Source organism: Winogradskyella sp. A2 (assembly GCF_046762865.1).
Classification (GTDB): domain Bacteria; phylum Bacteroidota; class Bacteroidia; order Flavobacteriales; family Flavobacteriaceae; genus Winogradskyella.
Genome location: NZ_JBKQXM010000003.1, coordinates 291677 through 315806 on the forward strand (window position 1 = coordinate 291677; position 24130 = coordinate 315806).

Below are 24130 nucleotides of genomic sequence, written 5' to 3' on the forward strand. Positions count from 1 at the left end.
TCTAGTTTTTTTACTCTTTACAATTAGTGGCAATATCACCCTCTGCTCTGTCTTTTCCCCATTTTGGGTGAAATTCACTCTCTCCCTTAAAGGTATCAAAAAGTTCTATCGTCGCTTCAATAGATGCACAGAAAGGTTTAGTATCCTGTCCAAAATATCGTGAACTACCCATAGCCCAACTTGCCTTGCAATAAGCCACTCTTGGATTTTCCGGAGCTATCTCATAAGCCTTAGCATAGAGCTCGCTTACCTTACCAGAGTATTTCATACCATAGGTCATACCATCATAGGCAATCCAATTGGTTAATACTTGTGCTTGCAGTACCATAAGCTCTGGGTTGTTTTCACTTTTTACCATAGCAATATCCAAATGCTCTTGTGCTTTATCTAATTGTGCTTTTAAAACCGCTTCGTCTTTTACATTCCAGCTTTTTAAACTGTTCATAAAAGCAACATAGTAATTTGGCAACCACTCTTTTTCTTCTGCATTTGAAATACGTACAAATAAGTTCTCAGCTTCATCCCATTGATCAGCTTCCCATAACTGAAAGGCCTTAGACATCCCTTTTTCGTAATTTGTCTGTGCCTGTGTCATTCCTGTAACGACTAATAAGGCCATGATGAGTAATTTTTTCATTTGTTGATTGATTTTAAAGTGTTATTGTTATTGATTTGTCTGCTTTTATTTCAAATTTGGCATCTTTCCATTTAGGAGGTCCCATAAAACCCTTAGCATTATTAGAGCATCCATAATCTTCTTTTGGGATACCAATAAAATTACTATCTAATTTATCGTTCTTGTTTTCATCATGAAAAATTGAAACCGCATAAGTCCCTTCTGGTATATTTTCAAATGTCACCACACAACCATAATTACTAATCTCACTAGTGGTACCTTTAAAGGTTTTCTCCAAAAAGTCTGATGCATTATCATATAGCGCAATCATCATTTGGCCATCATTACTGCTTGCCTCCTCAATATTCACAGTAAGGTTAAATACCTTCTGTGCATTAGACATATAAGATACGAGACTCAATATGATGATAATTGCAATTTTTGCTAACACGTTCATGACTTACTTTTTTATTTGATACAAATATCCGACACATTTGTAGTTTTTTAAAACCCATATTACCGAATTGTAAAATTTTAGAGACGAATTGTAATTTTTCTAAAATTAGTCCTAAAAATCAGTAACTTGTTATGGTCATTTGCTACTTATAGCATGTATAATTAACTATAAACCAATCAAAATATGAAACGCAATTTCATCCTATTTGTCTTTTCCTTATGTATAACCTTCGCTTTCGCACAGACCGACAAGCGTTTAAAGGGTATAGAAAAACAATTCAATTCTATATTAGAAACCAGCAAGGCACCAAGTTTTGCAGTGGCTATTGTAGAAGGCGATAAAATTGTCTATGCCAAGGGTTTTGGTTACAAGGACTATGAAAAGCAACAACCTGCAGATGCCAATACCTTATACGCTATTGGATCCTCTACTAAAGCTTTTACCTCAGCTTTATTAGGATTATTACGTGAGGATGGCAAACTGGATTTTGACGACAGCCCAATGCAGCATGTCCCAGGTTTGGAGTTTTATAATGGTGATATGAACAACAATATTATCATTAAAGACCTGATGCGCCATAGTACAGGCTTACCACGACACGATGGTGCTTGGTACTTTTTCCCAAATAAAGACAAGGATACCTTAGTAGCACGTATGAAATATCACGAACCCTTTACAGGTGTACGCCAGCGTTGGTATTACAATAATTTTGGTTTTTTACTACAAGGTGTTATCACGGAGAAACTTACAGGTAAATCTTGGGAACGTAATATTGAAGAAGAATTCTTTAAGCCTTTAGGTATGGACCGCTCTAAAACCAACCTGGCAGGTTGGAAAAGCTCTAGCAATATTGCCGTGGGTTACCGACTAGATGAGGATAGAATGGTAAAGAAAATGGACTATTACGATATCTCAGGTATGTCTCCAGCAGGTAGCATTAACAGTAGCGTTAATGATATGAGCAAATGGATGATGCTATGGCTCAATAAAGGAAAACTTGGTGAAGAGCAGATTTTACCCGAAGATTATATCCAAGAAGCCATGAGCTCACAAATGGTTGCCGCTGCAGGTTTCCCTTCTGAAGAATTACCAGACGTACAATATGCCAATTACGGTTATGGTTGGTTTTTACACTCTTATAAAGGGCATTATTTGGTAGAGCATGGTGGTAATATAGACGGCTTCTCAGCAAGCGTAGCATTATACCCAATGGATAATTTAGGTATTGTGGTACTGACCAACCAAAACGGCTCTGCCGTACCACGATTAGTACGCAGTATTGCCGCAGACCATATGCTTAAGGTTGAAAAAACCGAATGGGCAGAGGAGTATAAAAAGGATGTAGACAAAGCCATTGAAGCACAGGCCAAGGCAGAAGATGGTGGCAAAGAAGATGCTAATGTTAAAGGCACCAAACCATCACATATTTTATTAGACTATACAGGTACATACGAACATAAAGGCTATGGTAAATTTGATGTGGTTGTAGAAAACGACGCCATGTACGCCGAATTGGATAACAACAGACAGTATCTGCACCATTACCACTACGACACCTTTGAACTCATCGATGTTAACGAGGGCGTCATAGACAGCACACAATTTGGTGGTGCACTAAAAGTAACTTTTACCACCAATGTGGCTGGTGATATTGATTATTTAAAGGCCAATATAGAACCTATGACAGATCCTATTGCCTTTAAGCGTACACCAAATACCATAGATGTAGATGCTGGGACCTTAGAGCAGTATGTAGGGCTTTATGATTTAATGGGTACCGAAATTAAAACCTATATCAAGGACGAGAATGTGCTCTATGTCTTTGTACCAGGCCAACCCGAATATCCTCTGGTACCCACGGCCGAACATAAATTTAACTTTAAGACATTGGAAGACTTTAAAGTAGAGTTTATAGAAGAAGATAACAGCATCATTGAAATTAAGTTTATACAGCCTAACGGCACTTTTATTGGGACGCGTAAAAAAGAGTAAAATACGTAAGGTTACGTATTTAAAATCTTACATTTTAATTTAACTTAGAAGGATAAAACATAGTGGGAATGAAAAAAACTATATTCTTAATTGGAATATTTCTATTAATTGGACTTAAAATCAATGCGCAGGATTTGACTTGCAAAGATTTTAAAAAAGGAACATTTAATACAACTGTTTTGGACCCAGTAAAACTCAACTGGAAAATAGTTCGTAAAGGAAATGAGCAAACTGAAACGATTAAAGAAATACCTGATGAATACAAAGATTTAGGTTATCCAACTGACCCTCAGTATGTGAAAATTGAATGGATTAATGATTGCTCATATCGAGCAAAATATGATGACTCGAAGTCTGAATTGACCGAAAGCCAAAAATTTATAAATAGTGTAGGAGGAATTACAACTGAGTTAATAAAAATTGAAGGAACTTGCTTTTACTATAAGTCCACTTTAAAAGTTGGAGAAGAAGAGCAAATTATAGAAGGAAAAATGTGTAAAGAATAAAAAATACTATGCACAACAATGGCTATAAGTAATTGCTTGTTCTCGCCTACTTCTGAAAATCCTCGCGGATTTTCAGTTTGGAGTGTACTTGCAAAGTTAAGTGCTAAACCGCGCAACTACTCATAGCCGAGACCGTTAGCACAAATTTGATAATGAACCCAAAAGTCAATCCATTTAAAAATTTTATTCAAGTCTTTTATGACAAAATAAAAGGTGTGAAATACGGAAAAAAAACCGTTGTTGAATTGGAATTGAATAAGGAAACTTCTATCGAGCGAATAAAAACCATCATTGCCGAAATTGATAAACGTTGTGTTTTAAATTTTTATGATGCCTTTTATGAATTACAACCGAATCAAAAACCCACAACTCGTGGAAACTCTGGTGCGTTTACAGAAGTTAGGAAATACGGAACTGATTATAAAGCAAGATTAGGAAATCATGGAGGTTATAAGCTCAATGGAAAATGGATAAAATTATCGGAACAGGAATTAATTAACCGAATTTATAAAAGCAGAATGTACAATTCTGGAAAAATGACCTTGGAATCACGACCTATCCGAAAACAATGGAGAAAAGTAGAAAACGGAAAAGCACTTTATGAATTTCATCACGATATATCTGATAAGAAAAACTTGTGCTAACAACGGCTATAGTTCATTAGGCTGAAATTCCTAATCGGAATTTCAAGCCTTTTTGCTAAATTTATGAATCAAGTATAAGAATGATACACCATAATTTTCAATTTAAAGAAGCAACAGATAAAGAAAGATCTCTTTATCTTTTTTTAGGTGAAGCTTTATGCGCAGTACAAATCTTAGAAGATGCATTGAGTCATTCAATGGTAATTAAGAAAAAAGACCCACATCAAAAGGAAGAAGCTATTGAACTTTTAAAAAAACAACAGCGTTATACGTTTGGTAAAGGAATAAATATTGCCAAAAAAGAGTCATTATTACCTAAATCTTTGGAAAATAAATTGTTAAAAATTCTAGATGAAAGAAATTGGCTTATCCATGAAAGTGTGATCGGTGATAAAGAAAATTTTAAATCAAATTCTTATTTCAAGAACATAATAAATAGATCAAAGACACTGTCAGATAATGCTAAAGCCTTGCAAATTTCTATTGAACTAGATTTAATTGAATATTGCAAGAATAAAGGAAAAGATATGTCTATGGTCAAAAATGAAATGAAAAAGAACTTAAGATAACAGAAATGTCCTGAAAAAAATTAAATATAATCTATGAAAAAACCACTCGTATCACTCCTTATCCTACTAAGCTCTATTAGCTTATTTTCTCAAAACAAAAAATTTAGCATTGAAGCCAATTATCCTATACCTGTAGACAATAATTTTCTGGGAGATGAAGCTTATGGCATTGTAGATCTTGGCGTAAAATACAGGTTTACAGAGGTATATCCAGTAAAAATTGGAGTGAGCTTAAATGGTGGTGTGCTTGTAGATAACTCCAACCAAAACAATGGTGCACAAGACTTTTTAGTGACCACATATATGGTACAACCCAAAATCTTTGCGGAGCTCCATGCGCCATCCTTAGAAAAACTGCATCCTTTTATAGGTTTGGGATATACGTTTATGAATTTTCAAGTATCAGGTTCGCTTAACGGCATGGATGTGTCTGATGAATCTGATAACTTAAGTGGGTTTGGATTCAATGTTGGCGTGGCCTACGACATAAGTAATAAAGTTTTTATTCAGATTCAATATGATTTTACCAAAGTAAGTGTAGATGATGATGTACCAGATATAACATTTAATACCAATGTTAATTTACTTAAAATTGGAATCGGTCTTAACTTTTAAAACCACTTGCAAAAATTTATAACCTGTGCAAAACCGAAAAAGTCAATTGAATCAAAAAAATGAATGATCAAAAAATTACAATAAAATATATTCTGGCGGGACTATTATCTGTGATTTTTACGTGGATTATTCACGAATTTGCGCATTGGATGACGAGCGAATTATTTGGATATGATACAATTATGAGATTAAACGGAACATCGCCTATTGATGGTGAATATCCAACCAAATTGCATATGGCTATTATTTCTATATCTGCACCAATTATTACGGTTTTACAAGGACTCTTCGTTTTTATCATTCTAAAAACACGAAATTGGAATAAATACCTTTACCCTTTTTTATTCACAGCTTTTTACATGAGACTTTTAGCAGGACTTATGAATTTCATAAACGTGAATGATGAGGGACGTGTAAGTCAGTATCTCGGAATTGGAACTTTTACCCTATCGATAATAGTAAGTGGGCTTTTATTTTATATGGTCTATAGAACTTCAAAAAAGTATGCCCTGAACTCGAAATTTCAATTGGGAACCTATTTAATCATAATGATTATAAGTTCTGTTTTAATAATTGCTGACATGTTTTATGAAATAAGATTAATATAAAGCCTAAGTATAACAATCCTTGCCTAGTTAGAAAATTCCTTCGGAATTTTCTCGCACTAACTTTTGTTTACTAAATTAGATGCTGAAACACGCCGCGAAATCATACACAAAACCGTTGTGCTTCATTTTGACCAACCAATAACCAATGATAAAATTCTTTAGAAAAATTAGACAAAACTTACTTTCGGAAGGAAAAACTGGAAAGTATTTTAAATATGCAATAGGCGAAATTGTACTTGTCGTTATTGGAATTTTGATTGCTTTACAGATTAATAATTGGAATGAAAACCGCATTAGATCAAATGAGGAGACACACATATTAAAAGCCATAAAAATTGGCCTGGAAGCTGATCTTTCAGATTTAAAATTTAACGAAAAAAGCATCCAATCGAGTATCGCTTCAGCAAATATGGTTATATATAGTTTAGAGCATAATATGCCTTATGAAGATTCTATACCTTATCATATTGGACATATGATGTTCCCTGTAATGTTTGTGCATTCTACTAGTGCTTTTGAGACGCTTAAATCTAAAGGAATAAATTTGATTAAAAACGATACTTTAAGAGACGAAATCGTTAATGTCTACTATTCTCAATATAGTTTTTTCTTAAAAAATGAATCTCAAATTGTTTTGGAAGTAGCTGAACGTGCGCTTCGTGAATTATTTTCGACCAGATTTGAGGAGTCCTATGTTTATGATTTTAATGCACCCAAATATAACCCGCGAATTACGCCTATAAACTATGAAGCATTAAAAACGGATCAAGAGTTTAAGTATTTTTTAAAATCCTTTAAGAATAGACTTAATCTATTTTTAGAATTTCATTATAGAAGTAGGTTGATAAAACAGGTAGAAGCGCTAATTCTTTCTATTGATGGTGAATTAAATACTAAAAATTAAATATCGAATGTACAACATTCGCTATAAGTAATGTGCCGTTCTAACAGTTTCAGCGAAACTTTGTAACTTAGAGGGTATCATAAAAATTCACTTCGTGAAGATTTAAAGATATTCTATGGCAAGGAGGAAATACTACAAACACGCACATTTATATTTAACTCTTGGATTAATTGTCGTTCTATTAGGGTTTAGTACCACTTACTTCAGTAGATTAGGTGATTTTACGCTTCCGTATCATATCCATGGTATAAGTGCTACCTTATGGATGGTTTTACTCATAGTACAACCTTATTTGTTTCAAAAGGGCAAACTTAAATGGCATAGGTATTTAGGTTGGTCGTCTTTACTATTGGTTCCCACACTAGTAATCTGTGGCGTGATTATGATGAGAATGATGATACAAGGACAGGCAAACTACCCTCCTAATTTGGTTTATCAACTTGCATTTATTGATGCCTGCACCTTGTTAAGTTTTGCCTTGTTATACGTATTGGCTTTGTATTACCGCAAGAAACTGATGCTACACTCCAGGTTTATGGTCGCTACCATATTTGGTCCATTATTACCTGCATTGGCAAGGATGTTCTTATTTACATTTGGCATTGCTTCTAACTTTGACCAAGCCCTCACTTACTCTTACCTGGCCATAGAACTTACGCTCTTAATTATTATTTGGAAAGAAAGACTTATTAAAGAAGTAAAGCTTACTTATATCCCTTTTCTTGTGTTTATCGTTATTCAGCACGCACTTATGTATAGTTCTGATGAGTGGGTCTGGTGGCAAACACTAATGGATAGTTTTGCGAGCTAAAATATATTCAACGAATAAAAATGGGAAATAAGCGCAATATTAAACTTCTGAAACGAAACTTATTATGGATCTTATTTATTGGTTTCTCACTTTATGCCATCTGGCAAAGAGAAGATGAATTTATTTTTGTGAGTCAGAGTCAATATGCCCTAGGTAAATACATTGTATGGACCATATTCTTTTGCTTTTTGGCGTATTCAATTTATGCGAGCACAAAAGAAAACTTTTTTAAAACGCTAAGTCTGTTTAGCAAGAAGTTTTGGGGTTGGCAAATAGGTATTGACTTGTACATAGGACTCCTATTGCCTCTAGTTCTAATTTCTTTGCACGGTGGGATTCTGGTTTTTTTGATATGGCTTATTCCTGTATTAATTTATGCAAATTTGGCAACCCTACTATACCTAGCATTAAATTATGACAGCTTAGTAAGTCATTTTATAATTTGATATTACCTGAGGTTAATAGCACACAATTTGTTATCTTGTTAATGAATATGAAAATCATATTGGTTCTCCCCAAATAGCCTTATGCTAACATGTTGCAATCTTTAAAGCAACTCAAATATTTACAGAAATGGCTAAAAACAAAACAACCGAAACATCAGTAGATGTCTCAGATTTTATAGAATATTATGTAGAGAAGGATCAAAAAAAAGCTGATAGTTATAAATTAATAGAATTAATGACTGAATGGTCAGGATTTAAACCGAGAATGTGGGGACCGACAATAATTGGTTTTGGGAGCTATCACTATAAATATGCCAGTGGTCATGAAGGAGATGCACCTATGTTGGGTTTCTCACCTCGAAAAGCACAATTTTCACTCTATGTCTATTCCAAAACAGAAAAAAGTGATGAACTTTTAAAGGATTTGGGCAAATTTAAAATGGGTAAAGCCTGTATTTATTTTAAGAAACTAGATGACATAAACATCCCAATTGTAGAACAATTGAGTATGGAAACCATTGCATATCTCAATGAACACCATGAATGTGCCTGCAGACAATAATGACTAACCCATATGGTCTTTAATATATTTTCTAGAACTTATCGTAAAAAAGTAATATCTCAACAGTACTAGCATATAAAAAAAGAAGGCGTTTAAAACGCCTTCTTTTGTTTGTCAAATTAAATATGTAATAGGTGTTAATTTCTTTTACTGTTTTCGTCTACCATCCAATACACTAAGTAAAATGGTAACATCAACACCGCAAAGAGTAAGAACTGCGGTCTTACTGCGCTTAGTTTACTATTCAACTTTTTCATTTTTTCTAATTTTAGTTAATAATCAATTTGAAACCTTTTCAAACCAACTATTAGATTATACGAGCAATTAGTCGAAAAAGATGTTTTTATCTTACTTTACAAATTTTTAGTGACTTACAATTGCGAAAGCTTCTTAATTGATTCAGCTGGATATGATGGAGAATTTGAAACAGAAGATGATATTAAAGCAAAATAAGATGATAAAAGGGCTTTACGAAATTTGAGTCCGACAGTAGTTCAGGTAATGAAGATACATAGAGTATGAAAAATTTAAATCGTTCAGGATAATTTTTCTTTTAGATTTGTAAATCACAAGTCCATATTACAAAAAACGAAATCTACATAATGAAATATATTTTATTGCTTAGTTGTCTTGTTAAATTGAATTGTACTGATAAAGTTAAGTCTACAGAAAATGTCAAAAGCACTGAAGATACCGTAAATCTCATAGCAGTTCTTGATACTATATGGATAAAAGAACAACAACCGATTAGATTAAGAGACTCATTTATGAAGAAGTATGGTGCAGAATCAGAATTAGTCCTGGAACAACAAAAAATCTATGAACAAAATCATATTGCCAACGAAAAAAAAGTTAAGGATATACTAGATACTTATGGATGGCCAAGCCATGAAATGATTGGTGATCAAGGTAATTGGACAATATGTAATGTTATTCAGCATTCTGATAATGAAATTCGTATTATGTATCTTCCATTAATGCGACAAGCTGTAAAAGATAAAAAATTAGAACCTCGGTTCTTAGTTAGAGCTGAGGATAGAATAGCAACCGAAAAAGGAGAACCACAGATTTATGGTGGCCAAATGAAATATTATCCCGAAACCAAAAGTTTTAATGTTTGGCCTGTATTTGACCCTAAAAATATAGATAAAAGACGGGCAGAAATCGGACTTGAACCAATTGCGGTGTTCCTTAAGAATAGATTTGATTTTGATTGGGATCTCGAAGAGCAAATTAAACGCACCGAGGAGTTTGAAAGAACAAGGGACAAACAAAGAAATCAAAATTAGTAGCATTGCTTAAAATTGAAGTAACTTTTCTAAATAGTGAATATTAAATTATAATGAAAATTACCGCACTAACCTCCTTATGTGTTGATATATATCCAGAATTAAATGAAGTTTATGTAGGTGGCAACTCCTTAAATTTTGCAACACAATGCAAACTTTCAGGTATTAATGATGTATCTATTATCGGTGCTGTTGGAAATGATTCCTTTGGTAATCTTATTAAAGCGCATTTGGATAAATTGCAAATCAATAGTTCCAAATTATATAGACTTAAAGAACAAACGGCATCAAATAAGATTTTTATTGACGATAATGGCGATAGGTATTTTAAGCCAGATAGCTGGAATGGTGGTGCCTTTGATGCTTTTAGGTTGTCTGAACACGATTGGCTGTCTTTATCGGACAGTACAATTATAGCCATGCCTGGTGGAGATCCCAATCTTAAAGCACTATTAAAACGAAGACAGGAAAATCAAATAGTTATTATAGATTTTCTAGATTATCTAGGTATTGAATTTATCAGAGAGCATATAGACCATATTGATATTGTATTTTTAAGTGGCAAAGAAGAGCAATTTGATGCACTACAAAAATTGTCCACAGAAAAAGGTAAAATGATAGTTGCTACTTTAGGAGCTAAGGGAAGCATTGCGTTCTATGATAACATAACCTATGTTCAAGATGCCATTGAAACAGATACAATAATTGACACTACTGGTTGTGGTGATGCCTTTCAGGCGGCATTTGTAATTGAGTGGCATAAGAATAGAAATATAAAAGAAGCCTTGTATCAAGGAGCTTTGGCTGCAAAAAATGTATTAGGCTTTGTCGGAGGTGTTGAATAGCAAAAAATTTAACATGAAAATGAATATCATATCCATCAGAAAACATCCGGAATATATTGACGAAGCCTATCATATTTTCAAGAAAAACGGCCAAGTGTTCTTCCCATTATTTACGAGGATTGTATAAAACACAGTATTAACGCCAAAAACAGTTTGCCACAATGGTACTTATTAAAAAAGGAAGACGAAACAATCGGTTGTGCTGGTCTAATTACTAATGATTTTATTAGCAGAGGCGATTTATATCCTTGGATTAATATCTTATTAATTAATGAAAAGTATGGATTTAGCTATATTGGAAATGGTTAGATTATATTGTATATTAATTGGACCTGGAATAAGTAATATAAAATGCGTAAAATAACAATGCTTGTTTTATTATTTGCAGTGACTATATGTTTTGGTCAATCAAACATTGATCAAAAAAAGAAGGTTTCCATTTTGTTTATTGGCAATAGCCTAACTTATTATAATAATCTCCCAGAACTGGTAAAACAAAATGCAAAGGAATATGGTGTGAGAGTAAATTATGATATGGTAGCCAAACCCAATTATGCCATTGTAGATCATTGGGCAGAGGGTAAAGTGCAAAAGCTAATTTCAAAGGGTAAATACGACTACGTGATCTTACAGCAAGGACCATCATCTCAAAATGAGGGTAGACAAATGCTCATTGAATCTGGCAAAGACTATAAGCGACTCTGCGAGGAATATAACACGCAGCTTTGCTATTACATGGTTTGGCCTTCTAGAACGTATTACCATACCTATAATGGTGTAATTAAAAACCATAAAGACGCAGCTACTATAAACGAGGCTATCCTCCTACCAGTTGGTGAAGTTTGGAAAGATTATTTTGATCGTACAAATGATTTTCAATATTATGGACCAGACGGTTTTCATCCTTCCTTAGCTGGCAGTAAAAGAGCTTCTAAAGTCATTGTAAAACGCCTATTGGAGAATTAATAAGACTTGAGAGATTGATAAATTTATGAAACATAATGAAAATGCATTAATGTAATTACTTTCCATACTCATTTACAATAAAAAAAGACCAACGTTTCCGCTGGTCTTTAATTTTTATATAATGTTATGCTTAAAACATCTCTCTACCAGAGAAGTGAAATGCGCCTTCAATAGCTGCATTATCATCACTATCGCTTCCATGCACAGCATTCTCACCAATTGATGCTGCATACAATTTTCTAATAGTACCTTCTGCAGCTTCAGCAGGATTAGTAGCACCAATTAAAGTTCTAAAATCCTCAACAGCATTATCTTTTTCTAATATGGCCGCTACGATTGGTCCACGAGTCATATACTCCACTAATTCTGGGAAGAATGGACGTTCTTTGTGAATTGCATAAAATTCTTCCGCATCTGCAGCAGTCATTTGTGTAAGCTTCATTGCTACGATTCTAAATCCTGAAGCCGTAATTTTCTCTAATATTGCACCAATGTGTCCTTTTTCAACAGCATCAGGCTTTAACATTGTAAATGTTCTGTTAGTTGCCATGTATCTTTTTTTAATGTGGTGCAAAAGTAATGTAATTCTTTAATTTATCAAGTCCCTAATTTTAATAAATCTTTATCATTACAAAATCTAAAAATCAGTACTGAAATTATAAAAAATTGTATCTTCGCCAACTATGATTAAAGCGCATATCTCAGAAATAAAATCACTTTTAAAAACACCTAAAAATGTGGTCATTGTGCCACATAAAAGTCCAGATGGTGATGCCATGGGTTCTACACTTGGTCTCTACCACTATTTGAAAATGTATAATCATAATGCTAAAGTGATTGCACCTAATGATTATCCTGAGTTTTTAAAATGGTTACCCGGTGACGAGAAAGTTTTAATATTTGAAACCCAAGCTGAAGAATGCACAGAACTAATTGAACAAGCAGATCTTATCTTCACCTTGGATTTTAATGCGTTGCACAGAGCTGGCAACGACTATGGTAAAGTTCTAGAATTAGCAACTGGCACAAAAATAATGATAGACCATCATCAGCAACCAGATGATTACGCTAAATATACCTACTCAGACGTAAGCATGTCTTCTACGTCCGAAATGGTTTTTAATTTCATAGAAATGCTCGGTGATGGCGAAAAAATAGATACTACCATTGCTACATGTTTATATGTTGGTATAATGACTGATACTGGTTCTTTCCGTTTTTTATCTACAACAAGTAGAACACACCAAGTAATTGCAACACTTATTGATAAAGGTGCTAACAATTCTGAAATTCATAATAACGTATACGATACCAACAGCTATGGTCGTTTGCAATTATTAGGTAAAGCCTTGCAAAACCTACAAGTTATCCCGGAAATGAGAACCGCATACATTACACTTTCTCAGGCCGAATTAGATGAGTTTAACTTTAAGAAAGGGGATACCGAAGGTTTTGTCAATTATGCTTTATCCTTAAAAGGGATCATATTCGCAGGAATATTTATTGAGAACACAGTAGAAAGCATCATAAAAATTTCATTACGTAGTAAAGGAGCCTTTTCAGTAAATGAGTTTTCAAGAAAACATTTTAATGGAGGTGGGCATACCAACGCAGCCGGCGGACGTAGCCATACCAGCCTAAAAAGCACCATTGATAATTTTATTAGTATATTACCACAATATAAAGAACAATTGTCCCAAACATGAAATCTAAAATCCACAAACACGATAAGGTAAATGTATGTGTGGTGCGTAAAAACCTATACTTCATATTACTAGTTTTAATTACTTTTAGTTGTAAGTCTCCCGAAGCTAGAATGCCAGAGTCCGTGCAATCTGGTTCTTTCTTAAAAGAATCTGCAGAACGGAATAAAAAACTCAATGCTTTAGAACAAAAAATGATTGAGTCCATCATGCAAAGTAATCCTGACAAAGATTACATAGCCTCAGAAAATGGATTTTGGTATTATTATACTAATAAAATCGAATCAGACACCTTAACACCTATGTTTGGCGATGTTATTGATTTTGACTTCAGTGTATCAAATCTTGAGGGTTCAGAAATTTATGCATCTGAAAGCAAGACTTATATCATGGATAAGGAAGAGCTATTTACGGGTTTGCGTGAAGGCTTAAAACTAATGAAACCCTCAGAAAGTGTAACCTTTATTTTTCCATCTCAAATAGCATATGGTTATTATGGTGATGAAAATAAAATAGGGACTAATGTCCCATTGATTTGTGAAGTAACATTAAATAATATAAATAAAAACAATGATTAGAAAAGCGCTTACAGCATTTGTTGTATTACTCGTTTTGGCAAATATTTCTTGCCAAGAACGTTATCCTGATTTAGAAGATGGACTTTATGCCGAGATTATAACTACAAAAGGAACAATGATCGCGAAATTGCATTATGATAAGGTCCCAGTAACTGTAGCTAATTTTGTGGCTCTGGCTGAAGGAAACCATCCTATGGCTGAAGAAAAATATCAAGGAAAACCATTCTATGACAGTCTTATATTTCATAGAGTAATGAATAATTTTATGATTCAAGGTGGTGATCCCTTAGGTGTTGGAACTGGTACTCCTGGATATCAGTTTGCAGCTGATTTTAGCCCAGACTTAAAACATGATAAACCAGGAATTTTATCTATGGCAAATGCTGGTGGTATTAATACTAATGGGAGTCAGTTTTTTATAACTGAAAGACCATACCCAAGAGGAGATATTTATGATGCTAATGGTAATTTAAAACCATGTGATCAACCTGGTATAAGTTGCCATTCTGTTTTTGGAGAACTAGTAATGGGATTAGAGGTGCAGGACTCCATTTCTAACGTTAAGGTAGGAGCTAGAAATAAGCCAGAAGTAGATGTCGTAATTGAGAAGATAAATATTGTTAGAAAAGGAAGTGATGCTAAGTTCTTTGATGCGCCTAAAGTTTTTGAAGAAGAAATGCCAAAGGTTGAAGCTAAATTTATGTCAATCAGGTCAGAAGCTAAGAAGAAATCTGAAGAATTAGCGAGAACGGCTAAAGAGGATTGGTTGAAGAAAAACGAAGCCTTAGACGGTCGTAGAATTGACTCACCAACAGGTATGGCAATGATTTTTACACACGAAAGTAATGGTGTTAAACCATCAGCTACACAAAGTGTAAATATTGATTGTGCAGGGTATTTTGAAGATGGCACCTTATTTTGGACAACTTGGAAAGATGTTGCCGAAAAGAATGGCAAGTATGATGAGCGTCAAGACAAAGCAGGTTACTATGAGCCTTTTGCGATGCCTTATAACGAAACAGCAAGTTTGGTTGCAGGTTTCAGAGAAGCAATGCTTAACATGAAAATAGGAGATAAAGCAAGAGTTTTTATACCTTACTATTTAGGCTATGGTGATGCAGGAAGAGCTCCTGTAATACCAGGTGGCACTAACCTTGTATTTGATATTGAATTGGTAAGTATTAAAGAATAATTTCCGAAAAAATAGAAATAAAAAAAGCAGCGAAATCGCTGCTTTTTTTATTATGGCTTTTAGTTAACTGGCTTTGGGTATATTCTTTAATATCTCTAAAACAAACTTCCAATACTTCAGGGCAGATGAAATCTGTGCGCGCTCGTCTGGTGAATGTGCGCCTTTAATATTTGGGCCGAAACTAATCATATCCATATTCGGATAGTTTGTTCCAAGAATACCACATTCTAATCCTGCATGGCATGCGGCAACATGTGGCTTCTCACCATTATTTATGCGCTCATAAATTGGAACCATTACCTTTAAAATGTCTGAATCCATATTAGGTGCCCAACCAGGATAATCACCAGATAATTCAACTTTGCATCCTGCTAGTTCAAAAGTAGAAGTCAGCGCATTTGCTAAATCTGCTTTTGAACTCTCCACAGAACTTCTAGTTAAACACCCTATTTTAATTTTACCATCCTTTACAATTACTCTTGCTATATTATTAGAAGTCTCTACCAAATCTGGTATATCCGGGCTCATACGATAAACGCCATTATGTGCAGCATAAATTGCCTTAATTAGATTTTGACTCAAATCCTGATTAACCATTTTTAATGGCATTTCAATTGTGTTAAAATTGATTTCTAAGTCAGGCTCTTTAGTCTTTAATTCCATTTTAATTCTTTCAACTATTTCGAGTAAACTGGACTCAATAAACCTATCATTATTCTTATGAGATACTACAATAGCTGAGCTTTCTCTTGGAATGGCGTTACGTAAACTACCTCCATCAATTTCAGTAATTTGGATGGCATTAATGACAGAATACAACAGTCTATTCATAATCTTATTCGCATTACCCAGTCCCTCATGGATTTGCATACCAGAATGACCACCTTGTAAACCCTTAACTTCAATGTTATAAGCAATAAAGTCCTGAGGGACGTTTTCTTCCTCATAGGTTTTTGTAGCTGTTACATCTACACCACCAGCACAACCTACACCAATCTCATCATCTTCTTCGGTATCTAAATTCAGTAGAATTTCACCTCTTAGAATTCCACCTTTAAGACCTTTAGCACCTGTCATACCAGTTTCTTCATCAATTGTAAATAAGGCTTCTAAATCAGGATGCACAATAGTATCACTTTCCAATACTGCCATTATGGTAGCCACTCCTAGCCCATTATCTGCGCCTAAAGTTGTTCCTTTGGCCTTTACCCAATCCCCTTCTACAAACATTTCAATGCCCTGAGTGTCAAAATCAAAAACAGTGTCGTTATTTTTTTGATGAACCATATCTAAATGCGATTGCATTACAATTGCTTTTCTATTTTCCATACCTGGTGATGCAGGTTTACGGATAATCACATTGCCTACCTCATCTTCAATGGTCTCTAAACCTAATTTCGCACCAAAATCTTTCATAAACTGAATAACACGTTCTTCTTTTTTAGAAGGTCGTGGTACATCATTTAAATCGGCAAATTTATTCCATAATTCCTTTGGTTCTAATGCTCTTATTTCTGCACTCATATCTCTCAATTTTTAGAAATACAAAATTACAAAACAAGATGCATTTGTATGGATTTACTAGACCATTAGTTTTGCTTATTTTTGAGTCATGCTAAAAAACAAAAGACTTGTTTTATCCATACTCCTCGGTATACAAATTATCTTGAATAATGTATTAAAACATTATCCCGAATTTGTTGAGCAATATTACAGCCATGGTTTATATGTTTTCCTTTCTAAATTAATGCGCTATGCCTTTGGTTGGCTTCCTTTTTCTATTGGAGATGTATTTTATACTATTGCCTCAATTTACATTATAAGATGGATCATTCTTAATCGTAAGCGAATTGTGAATGATACACTAAATTGGATATTAGATATTGTAGCGACATTAGCAATAACTTTCATTTCTTTCCATATTCTTTGGGCATTTAATTACTACAGACAACCACTTTACAAGTCTTTAGATATTAAAGCTGAATATACAACCAATGCTCTTGTTGATTTTACTGAACGTTTAATTGAAAAATCGAATAGCTTCCATAAAAAATTAAGTCCAGAAGATGATTCATTAAAAGTTGAAATACCATACTCAAAACCTGAAATATTTAATATGGTTATTGATGGTTATGATGAACTTGCCAAAACCTTTCCACATTTAAAGTACAATCCAACTAGTATTAAAAAGTCTTTTTATAGCCTACCCTTAACTTATATGGGGTTTTCGGGCTACCTCAACCCTTTTACCAATGAAGCACAAGTAGATGGATTAATCCCTACTTATAAATTCCCAACGACCTCATGCCACGAAGTTGCACATCAATTAGGATATGCTGCGGAGAATGAAGCCAATTTTATAGGTAGTTTAGCAGCTATTCATAATAAAGATGACTATTTTAAATATGCTGGTTATACTTTCGCGTTAAGATATTGCCTAGCCGAATTGTTTAGAAGAGATTCAGAAATTTATTATAATATTCTCCCGAAGGTGAATTATGGTATCATTAGAAATTATCAAGAAATACAAACTTTTTGGATGGATTATGAAAATCCTCTTGAGCCATTATTTGAAAAAACATTTGACAGTTTTTTAAAGGTAAATAATCAGGCCAATGGCATGAAAAGTTATAATTACGTTGTCGCTTTGTTGGTCAACTATTTTGAAGATAGACCGCTATAATTTGGTGAATTCATATTTAAACACTGCTCTTAAACGTTAAAAATTCTTAACAAAAAGTAGAGACTGGTCTTATATTCCTATCTTTAAAAATCTTATTTAACTAACCATTTTTTTATGATAAAAATTTATTTACGGCTGCTCATCTTCATGTGCAGTTTTTCGTTATTAGCGCAAGATTACTTTCCTAGCAACTCTGGAGTAATTGCCAATAACACTAATTACATGGCATTCACAAATGCCAAAATTCATGTATCACCAACAGAAGTAATTGACAGTGGTACACTTTTAATAAAAGAAGGCAAAGTAATTAGTGTTGGGAAAACAGTATCAATTCCAAATAATACAACAATCATCGATCTCGACGGGAAAGAAATTTACCCTTCATTCATTGATATCTACACCTCATTTGGTGTAAAAAAACCTAAAAGAGCTACAGGTAATTTACCACAATATGAAGCCAGTAGAAGTGGTTTTTACTGGAATGATCATATTATGCCAGAACAAGATGTTATGGCAAGTTTTAAATACGACGACAAGTCTGCAACAGAAATGCACAAACTTGGATTTGGTGTTGTAAATACACACATGCCAGATGGTATCGTTAGAGGAACTGGTGCCTTGATTGCGCTTAACAACAATGCAGACAATTCTATGCGTGTTGTTGATGGTGAAACATCACAGCATTTGTCATTTAGTAAAAGTTTAGCATCTCGTCAATCTTATCCTTCTTCTTTAATGGGAAGCATGGCATTATTAAGACAGATGTACAATGATGCAAAATGGTATGCTAATGGAAATGTCGACACAAGAGATCTATCTCTAGAAGCCTTAAACGGTAATAAAAACTTACTACAAATTTTTGAAGCGAATAGTAGAGCTAATATAATGCGCGCTGATAAAGTCGGAGATCAATTTAATATTCAATATACCATTGTTGGTGGTGGTGACGAGTATGAGCGCATCGATGAAATCAAAACCACAAATGCAACACTGATTCTTCCTCTAGACTTTCAGTTGGCTTATGATGTTGATAATGCCTTCTTAGCAAAGACTTTATCACTAAGTGATATGCGCGCATGGAACCAAGAACCTCATAACCCAAGATTATTAGCTGAGAATGGTGTGAACTTCGCCTTAACAACACACGGTTTAAAATCTAAAAAAACCTTCAAGGATAATTTAATGAAGGCAATTGAAAGTGGTTTATCAAAACAAAAAGCACTTGAGGCCCTTACTACCGTTCCTGCAGGACTTTTAGGAAAATCTAACGAGTTAGGGACATTAAAAGCTGGTAGCTATGCCAACTTTTTAATTACTAGTGGTGATATCTTCGACAAGAAAACAAAACTCTATGAAAATTGGGTACAGGGTACACCTCATATTATAGCAGATATGACCATCAGAGATATTGATGGTGATTTTAACTTTAAACTTGCAGGTAATATTTATCAACTTAATATTTCTGGAAGTGCATCCAAACCTAAAGCTAAATTGGTGAGTAGTGATAAAGAACTAGGCACTAAAATGAGTTACAAAGATGATTGGGTAACCATGACCTTTAAAACAGCCGACAGTACCAAGAAAGAATTCATAAGAATTGTTGCCAACGCAGCAAGTGGTAATAGCCTTAATGGTAAAGCTACCATGCCAAATGGCAATGAACTGTCATTTTACGCAAGTAAGGAAGTTAAAAATGCCAAAACGGAAACGGACAAGGAAATGAAAGAGAAGAAGGAAGATGTTTCTAAAGACCCTTACATGAGTCCTGTTACTTACCCTAACTTGGCATACGGATTTACAGAAAAACCACAGTCAGAGACTTTATTATTTAAAAACGCTACTATTTGGACGAACGAAGCTGATGGAGTTTTAGAAAATATGGATCTTTTAATTAAGGGCGGAAAAATAGAGAAAGTTGGTAAAGACCTAAATTCTAGAAATGCCAAAGTGATTGATGCTACTGGCAAACATATAACTGCAGGTATTATTGATGAACATTCACATATCGCAGCAGCTTCAATTAACGAGGGTGGTCACAACTCTTCGGCAGAAGTTACCATAGAAGATGTACTTGATGATGAGGATATTGATATCTACCGTAACCTAGCTGGTGGTGTTACCTCTATTCAAATTTTACATGGTAGTGCCAATCCAATTGGAGGACGCTCAGCTATCATAAAATTAAAATGGGGTGAATCGGCTGATGATTTGATATATGACAACTCACCGAAGTTTATAAAGTTTGCTTTAGGTGAAAATGTTAAACAATCACGTAGTAGATTTAATGTGCGTTTCCCGCAGTCTAGAATGGGTGTAGAACAGGTTTATATGGACTACTTCAGCAGAGCAAAAGCCTATGACGAATTAAAGAAAAGCGGAAAACCTTACCGCAAGGATACCGAAATGGAGGTATTGGCAGAAATCTTAAATAAAGAACGCTTTATTTCTTGTCATTCTTATGTTCAAAGTGAAATTAACATGTTAATGAAAGTGGCTGAGAAATTTGATTTTAACATTAATACATTCACACACATTCTTGAAGGTTATAAAGTAGCTGATAAAATGAAAGCACATGGCGTGGGAGGTTCTACTTTCAGTGACTGGTGGGCTTACAAATACGAAGTAAACGATGCTATTCCATACAATGCTGCAATTATGCATAAAGCTGGTGTGGTTACAGCAATAAATAGTGACGATGCTGAAATGTCTCGTCGATTAAATCAAGAAGCCGCAAAATCGGTAAAATATGGAGGTGTTAGTGAAGAGGATGCGCTTAAGTTTGTAACTCTCAATCCTGCTAAACTTTTGCATTTAGATGAACGTGTGGGTAGTATTAAGGTGGGCAAGGATGCTGATGTTGTGTTATGGTCTAACCATCCATTGTCTATTTATGCAAAAGCAGAAAAAACAATTATAGAAGGTATTACTTATTTTGATATAGCCAAAGACAAGCAAATGCGTGAAGCTATGAAAAAAGAAAAAAGCACATTGGTAAATATGATGCTTCAAGATAAAAACAAGGGGCTAAAAACACAGCCAGTTAAGAAAAAGGAAAAAGTGTTGTTACACTGTGACTCAATGGATTTTAACACAACTGAAAAAAAGTAAAACGATGAAAACCTTAAAACATATAAACCTCGTATTAATGCTGTTGTGTTTCTCATTTTGTATAGCACAACAAACTCCAGCTCCAGAGCAAACCAAAGATATTGCTATAGTTGGTGCTACAGCACATGTTGGTAATGGTACTGTTATAGAAAACAGTTTAATCATTTTAAGTAATGGTAAAATTTCTAGAGTATTAGATAACAGCCAACCAAATGCTGTAACCTTACAAGCAATGGATGTTATGGATGCTAAAGGCAAGCACGTATATCCAGGTTTTATTGTAGCCAATGGCACCTTAGGATTAGTTGAAGTAGATGCAGTAAAGGCATCAAATGATTTGTCTGAACTTGGAACTTACAATCCTCATATTAGAAGTATTATAGCATATAATGCAGAATCTAAGATTGTAGAATCCATGAGACCAAATGGTGTGCTTTTAGGACAAGTAGTTCCTAGAGGTGGACGTATTACCGGAACCTCTTCTGTAGTTCAGTACGATGCATGGAACTGGGAAGATGCTTCAATAAAAATGGATAATGGCCTGCACATTAACTGGCCAAATAGTTTTAGTAGAGGACGTTGGTGGTTAGGTGAAGATCCAGGTCTAAAACCAAATAAAAATTATGCCAAGCAGGTCAAAGAATTAGAGAATTACTTTAAGGAAGCGAAAAGCTACAATAACGGAACAAAAAAAGAGGTGCATTTACCTTTTGAAGGTATGGCAGGAGTATTTGATGGCACTAAGCGACTATATATCAATGCAAATGATGAAAAAGGAATTACAGATGCTGTGAACTTTGCTAAAGCTCAAGGTGTCGAACAAATTACCATAGTTGGTGCATATGAAGCTGGCAATATGACAAGTTTCTTGAAGCAGAACAATGTTTCTGTATTTTTAAGACGAGTACATACTAGACCAAATGCAGAAGATGATGACTATGATTTACCTTTTAAGCTTGCAAAACAATTGGTTGATGGAGGTGTTTTAGTTGCCTTAGAGCCTAGCGGACAAATGGAACGTATGAATTCCCGTAATCTTCCGTTCTATGCAGGTACAACGGTTGCTTATGGCTTAACAAAAGAACAAGCACTGCAGCTCATCACAGAAAACCCAGCTAAGATATTAGGTATTGATGATATGTATGGTACCTTAGAAGAAGGTAAAAGTGCTACACTTTTTATAAGTGAAGGTGATGCTTTAGATATGAGATCAAATATTATACATCATGCTTTTATTAACGGTAGAAAACTAAGTTTAGAATCACATCAAACTGAACTCTGGCAACGCTACGCCAAGAAGTATGGCATTGAAGATTAAAACTAAAAAAGCGAGCTTAATAGCTCGCTTTTTTAGTTTTATTATTTATTCTTCTACTCTATAGCATAAGCGCCTTCAGGCATTGTAAACAAACTTGAATCTGGAGCTTTCTCGCTCACTACAATGTCTATAAACTCAATTGTATTTCTTTTTTCAGTTGGTAAGTTGTTTTCATATTTATACCAATCAATACTTTTAGGTAATACCAATCCATTTACTGTTTGCCAGTTGTTATAACGGATAAAATAAAAGTCTTTACTCTTACCATCTTTTCCAAAAGTTACAGTATAACCTAACCACTGCATTTGCCCTGTTTCTTCATCAAAATATACAAGGTATTGATCATCTGGCGATTCTCCGATACCAGCTTCGTAAGAAATTAAAATCCCAGGATAAATCTTCCCTTCAAAAGTTAACGGTTCAGTGTCTTCATAAATAATACCACTATCACCAAGTATAAATGGCATCGCATAGAAGTACATCATTAGACCTTTATAAAATTTAGCATTGCCTTTATACTCATTTCCATCTTTTTCAATAACCCACAAAACATTACCATCAAATCCCATAGTATAGGTTGGCGTATCAATATGTTCTGCCCTATTTCTTATATGTGTTGTAGTAACTTCTTTGCCGTTTGGCTTATTCATCGTAAAAGACAAAGTTTGCATTTTATTCCATTGGTCAATACCACCATGCGCATTGAATACTTTTGTTATAGCCTCAGGATAAATACTTGTGGTTATGTCTTCTTTATTTATTTCTTGAATTTCAGTTGTCTCAATCTTTGATTCATTTTTACAAGCAACTAAGATTGTAGCAATTAGAAATATTCTTAGAATGTTTTTCACGTCTTAATTTTTGGTTTGGTGTATTTGACGTTAACCAAACTCTAAAATTACATTACTTTTGCTGTAATTATGATAAAAGCGATTACAAGCACTCAAAATCCTTTAATAAAACAATTAGTTCTATTAAAAGATAAAGGGCGTGAACGAAAGAAAAAAGGGCAATTTCTTATTGAAGGTAAGCGTGAGCTCTCATTAGCAATTAAAGGTGGTTATAAAATTGAAACGCTATTGTTTTATCCTGATTTGTTTTCTGAAAGTGAGGCAAGAGCCATGTCTCAATATGGGATTGATATTATTGAAATCTCCAAGGACGTTTTTCAAAAATTAGCACATAGAGATACAACTGAAGGGGTTGTAGCTATTGTACATGCAAAACCACATACCTTAGAAGAATTAAAACTCACCTCTAAGAATCCTTTAATAATTGTTGCTGAAGCTCCTGAAAAACCAGGAAATATTGGTGCATTGCTTCGAACTGCCGATGCTGCCAATGTTGATGCTGTGATTATTGCCAATCCTAAGTCTGATCTTTACAATCCAAATGTCATTAGGTCTAGTGTCGGTTGTGTTTTCACTACAGAAATCGCTATGGCTAGTAACAATGATGCCATTGAATATTTAAACAAATACAACTTCAATATATTTTCTGCAATATTACAAGAATCAGAGCCCTACCACACTCAAGATTACACATTACCTACGGCAATAGTTGTAGGTACTGAAGCTACGGGTTTAACTCAAGATTGGCGAGATGCAGCTAAAGTTAAAATTAGAATACCAATGCAAGGAATTATAGACTCTATGAACGTGTCAGTTGCTGCAGGAATCCTTATTTTTGAAGCCAAAAGACAACGCGATTTTAAATAA

The 24130-nt window shown here is 34.3% G+C and carries 25 protein-coding genes; 20 read left to right on the forward strand and 5 right to left on the reverse strand.

Annotated elements, in window-relative coordinates; all coding sequences use genetic code 11:
• Positions 1 to 10: 10 nt before the first annotated feature.
• Together ACFWV9_RS07275 and ACFWV9_RS07280 are read right to left on the reverse strand one after the other, a co-directional pair.
• On the reverse strand, positions 11 to 637 hold the full coding sequence (locus ACFWV9_RS07275; RefSeq protein ID WP_411894585.1) for a hypothetical protein: 627 nt from the start codon (positions 635 to 637) through the stop codon (positions 11 to 13).
• Between the two features lie 13 nt (positions 638 to 650).
• Complete coding sequence (locus tag ACFWV9_RS07280; protein WP_411894586.1) at positions 651 to 1073, reverse strand: DUF2141 domain-containing protein; 423 nt, start codon at positions 1071 to 1073, stop codon at positions 651 to 653.
• 183 nt (positions 1074 to 1256) lie between these two features.
• On the opposite strand from ACFWV9_RS07280, the gene ACFWV9_RS07285 reads away from it, so the two are divergent.
• The 13 genes from ACFWV9_RS07285 to ACFWV9_RS07345 all read left to right on the forward strand — a co-directional run bounded on the left by ACFWV9_RS07285 (position 1257) and on the right by ACFWV9_RS07345 (position 11830).
• Complete coding sequence (locus tag ACFWV9_RS07285; RefSeq protein WP_411894587.1) at positions 1257 to 3065, forward strand: serine hydrolase; 1809 nt, start codon at positions 1257 to 1259, stop codon at positions 3063 to 3065.
• A gap of 68 nt (positions 3066 to 3133) precedes the next feature.
• The gene (locus ACFWV9_RS07290) at positions 3134 to 3571 is read left to right on the forward strand and encodes a hypothetical protein (protein WP_411894588.1); all 438 of its coding nucleotides are present in this window, start codon (positions 3134 to 3136) and stop codon (positions 3569 to 3571) included.
• A 152-nt stretch (positions 3572 to 3723) separates the two neighbouring features.
• On the forward strand, positions 3724 to 4215 hold the full coding sequence (locus tag ACFWV9_RS07295; RefSeq protein WP_411894589.1) for a hypothetical protein: 492 nt from the start codon (positions 3724 to 3726) through the stop codon (positions 4213 to 4215).
• Positions 4216 to 4295: 80 nt separating this feature from the next.
• Entirely contained in the window at positions 4296 to 4784 is a 489-nt protein-coding gene (locus ACFWV9_RS07300) for a hypothetical protein (RefSeq protein WP_411894590.1), read from the forward strand.
• Positions 4785 to 4817: 33 nt separating this feature from the next.
• Positions 4818 to 5399, forward strand: coding sequence for an outer membrane beta-barrel protein (locus ACFWV9_RS07305; protein WP_411894591.1), 582 nt, complete (start codon positions 4818 to 4820; stop codon positions 5397 to 5399).
• 59 nt (positions 5400 to 5458) lie between these two features.
• Positions 5459 to 6007 (forward strand): hypothetical protein, encoded by a 549-nt coding sequence (locus ACFWV9_RS07310; RefSeq protein ID WP_411894592.1) that lies wholly within the window; start codon positions 5459 to 5461, stop codon positions 6005 to 6007.
• A gap of 145 nt (positions 6008 to 6152) precedes the next feature.
• The gene (locus tag ACFWV9_RS07315; RefSeq protein ID WP_411894593.1) at positions 6153 to 6911 is read left to right on the forward strand and encodes a DUF6090 family protein; all 759 of its coding nucleotides are present in this window, start codon (positions 6153 to 6155) and stop codon (positions 6909 to 6911) included.
• 115 nt (positions 6912 to 7026) lie between these two features.
• On the forward strand, positions 7027 to 7722 hold the full coding sequence (locus tag ACFWV9_RS07320) for a hypothetical protein (protein WP_411894594.1): 696 nt from the start codon (positions 7027 to 7029) through the stop codon (positions 7720 to 7722).
• A 20-nt stretch (positions 7723 to 7742) separates the two neighbouring features.
• Positions 7743 to 8168 (forward strand): hypothetical protein, encoded by a 426-nt coding sequence (locus ACFWV9_RS07325; protein WP_411894595.1) that lies wholly within the window; start codon positions 7743 to 7745, stop codon positions 8166 to 8168.
• Positions 8169 to 8295: 127 nt separating this feature from the next.
• Positions 8296 to 8730 carry a DUF1801 domain-containing protein gene (locus ACFWV9_RS07330; protein WP_411894596.1) on the forward strand — a complete coding sequence of 145 codons (435 nt, stop codon included), beginning with the start codon at positions 8296 to 8298 and terminating at the stop codon, positions 8728 to 8730.
• 602 nt (positions 8731 to 9332) lie between these two features.
• Positions 9333 to 10019, forward strand: coding sequence for a DUF6624 domain-containing protein (locus tag ACFWV9_RS07335; protein WP_411894597.1), 687 nt, complete (start codon positions 9333 to 9335; stop codon positions 10017 to 10019).
• A 53-nt stretch (positions 10020 to 10072) separates the two neighbouring features.
• On the forward strand, positions 10073 to 10864 hold the full coding sequence (locus ACFWV9_RS07340; protein WP_411894598.1) for a PfkB family carbohydrate kinase: 792 nt from the start codon (positions 10073 to 10075) through the stop codon (positions 10862 to 10864).
• 351 nt (positions 10865 to 11215) lie between these two features.
• Positions 11216 to 11830 (forward strand): SGNH/GDSL hydrolase family protein, encoded by a 615-nt coding sequence (locus tag ACFWV9_RS07345; RefSeq protein WP_411894599.1) that lies wholly within the window; start codon positions 11216 to 11218, stop codon positions 11828 to 11830.
• 130 nt (positions 11831 to 11960) lie between these two features.
• On the opposite strand, the gene ACFWV9_RS07350 is transcribed toward ACFWV9_RS07345, so the two are convergent.
• Positions 11961 to 12380: a nucleoside-diphosphate kinase gene (locus ACFWV9_RS07350; protein ID WP_411894600.1), complete on the reverse strand. Its 420-nt coding sequence runs from the start codon at positions 12378 to 12380 to the stop codon at positions 11961 to 11963.
• Between the two features lie 133 nt (positions 12381 to 12513).
• Between ACFWV9_RS07350 and ACFWV9_RS07355 the strand changes: the two genes are divergently transcribed.
• From ACFWV9_RS07355 to ACFWV9_RS07365, 3 genes are read left to right on the forward strand one after another with little or no spacing between them, the layout of a single operon-like run.
• Positions 12514 to 13536, forward strand: coding sequence for a DHH family phosphoesterase (locus ACFWV9_RS07355; protein WP_411894601.1), 1023 nt, complete (start codon positions 12514 to 12516; stop codon positions 13534 to 13536).
• Positions 13533 to 14111, forward strand: a complete 579-nt coding sequence (gene gldI, locus ACFWV9_RS07360) for a gliding motility-associated peptidyl-prolyl isomerase GldI (RefSeq protein WP_411894602.1) — start codon at positions 13533 to 13535, stop codon at positions 14109 to 14111. The genes ACFWV9_RS07355 and gldI overlap by 4 nt, the downstream gene beginning before the upstream one ends.
• Entirely contained in the window at positions 14104 to 15303 is a 1200-nt protein-coding gene (locus ACFWV9_RS07365) for a peptidylprolyl isomerase (protein WP_411894603.1), read from the forward strand. The genes gldI and ACFWV9_RS07365 overlap by 8 nt, the downstream gene beginning before the upstream one ends.
• Positions 15304 to 15366: 63 nt before the next feature.
• Here the strand turns inward: ACFWV9_RS07365 and ACFWV9_RS07370 are convergent, their stop codons facing one another.
• Positions 15367 to 16827: an aminoacyl-histidine dipeptidase gene (locus ACFWV9_RS07370; protein WP_411894604.1), complete on the reverse strand. Its 1461-nt coding sequence runs from the start codon at positions 16825 to 16827 to the stop codon at positions 15367 to 15369.
• Between the two features lie 88 nt (positions 16828 to 16915).
• On the opposite strand from ACFWV9_RS07370, the gene ACFWV9_RS07375 reads away from it, so the two are divergent.
• The 3 genes from ACFWV9_RS07375 to ACFWV9_RS07385 all read left to right on the forward strand — a co-directional run bounded on the left by ACFWV9_RS07375 (position 16916) and on the right by ACFWV9_RS07385 (position 22412).
• Positions 16916 to 17986, forward strand: a complete 1071-nt coding sequence (locus ACFWV9_RS07375; protein WP_411894605.1) for a DUF3810 domain-containing protein — start codon at positions 16916 to 16918, stop codon at positions 17984 to 17986.
• A 114-nt stretch (positions 17987 to 18100) separates the two neighbouring features.
• Complete coding sequence (locus ACFWV9_RS07380) at positions 18101 to 21094, forward strand: amidohydrolase family protein (protein WP_411894606.1); 2994 nt, start codon at positions 18101 to 18103, stop codon at positions 21092 to 21094.
• A 4-nt stretch (positions 21095 to 21098) separates the two neighbouring features.
• Positions 21099 to 22412: an amidohydrolase family protein gene (locus ACFWV9_RS07385; protein ID WP_411894607.1), complete on the forward strand. Its 1314-nt coding sequence runs from the start codon at positions 21099 to 21101 to the stop codon at positions 22410 to 22412.
• Between the two features lie 53 nt (positions 22413 to 22465).
• Here ACFWV9_RS07385 and ACFWV9_RS07390 read toward each other — a convergent pair whose 3' ends face one another.
• A complete protein-coding gene (locus tag ACFWV9_RS07390; protein ID WP_411894608.1) occupies positions 22466 to 23263 on the reverse strand; it encodes a DUF6503 family protein in 798 nt (265 codons plus the stop codon).
• 69 nt (positions 23264 to 23332) lie between these two features.
• Between ACFWV9_RS07390 and ACFWV9_RS07395 the strand changes: the two genes are divergently transcribed.
• Positions 23333 to 24130, forward strand: coding sequence for a TrmH family RNA methyltransferase (locus ACFWV9_RS07395; RefSeq protein ID WP_411894609.1), 798 nt, complete (start codon positions 23333 to 23335; stop codon positions 24128 to 24130).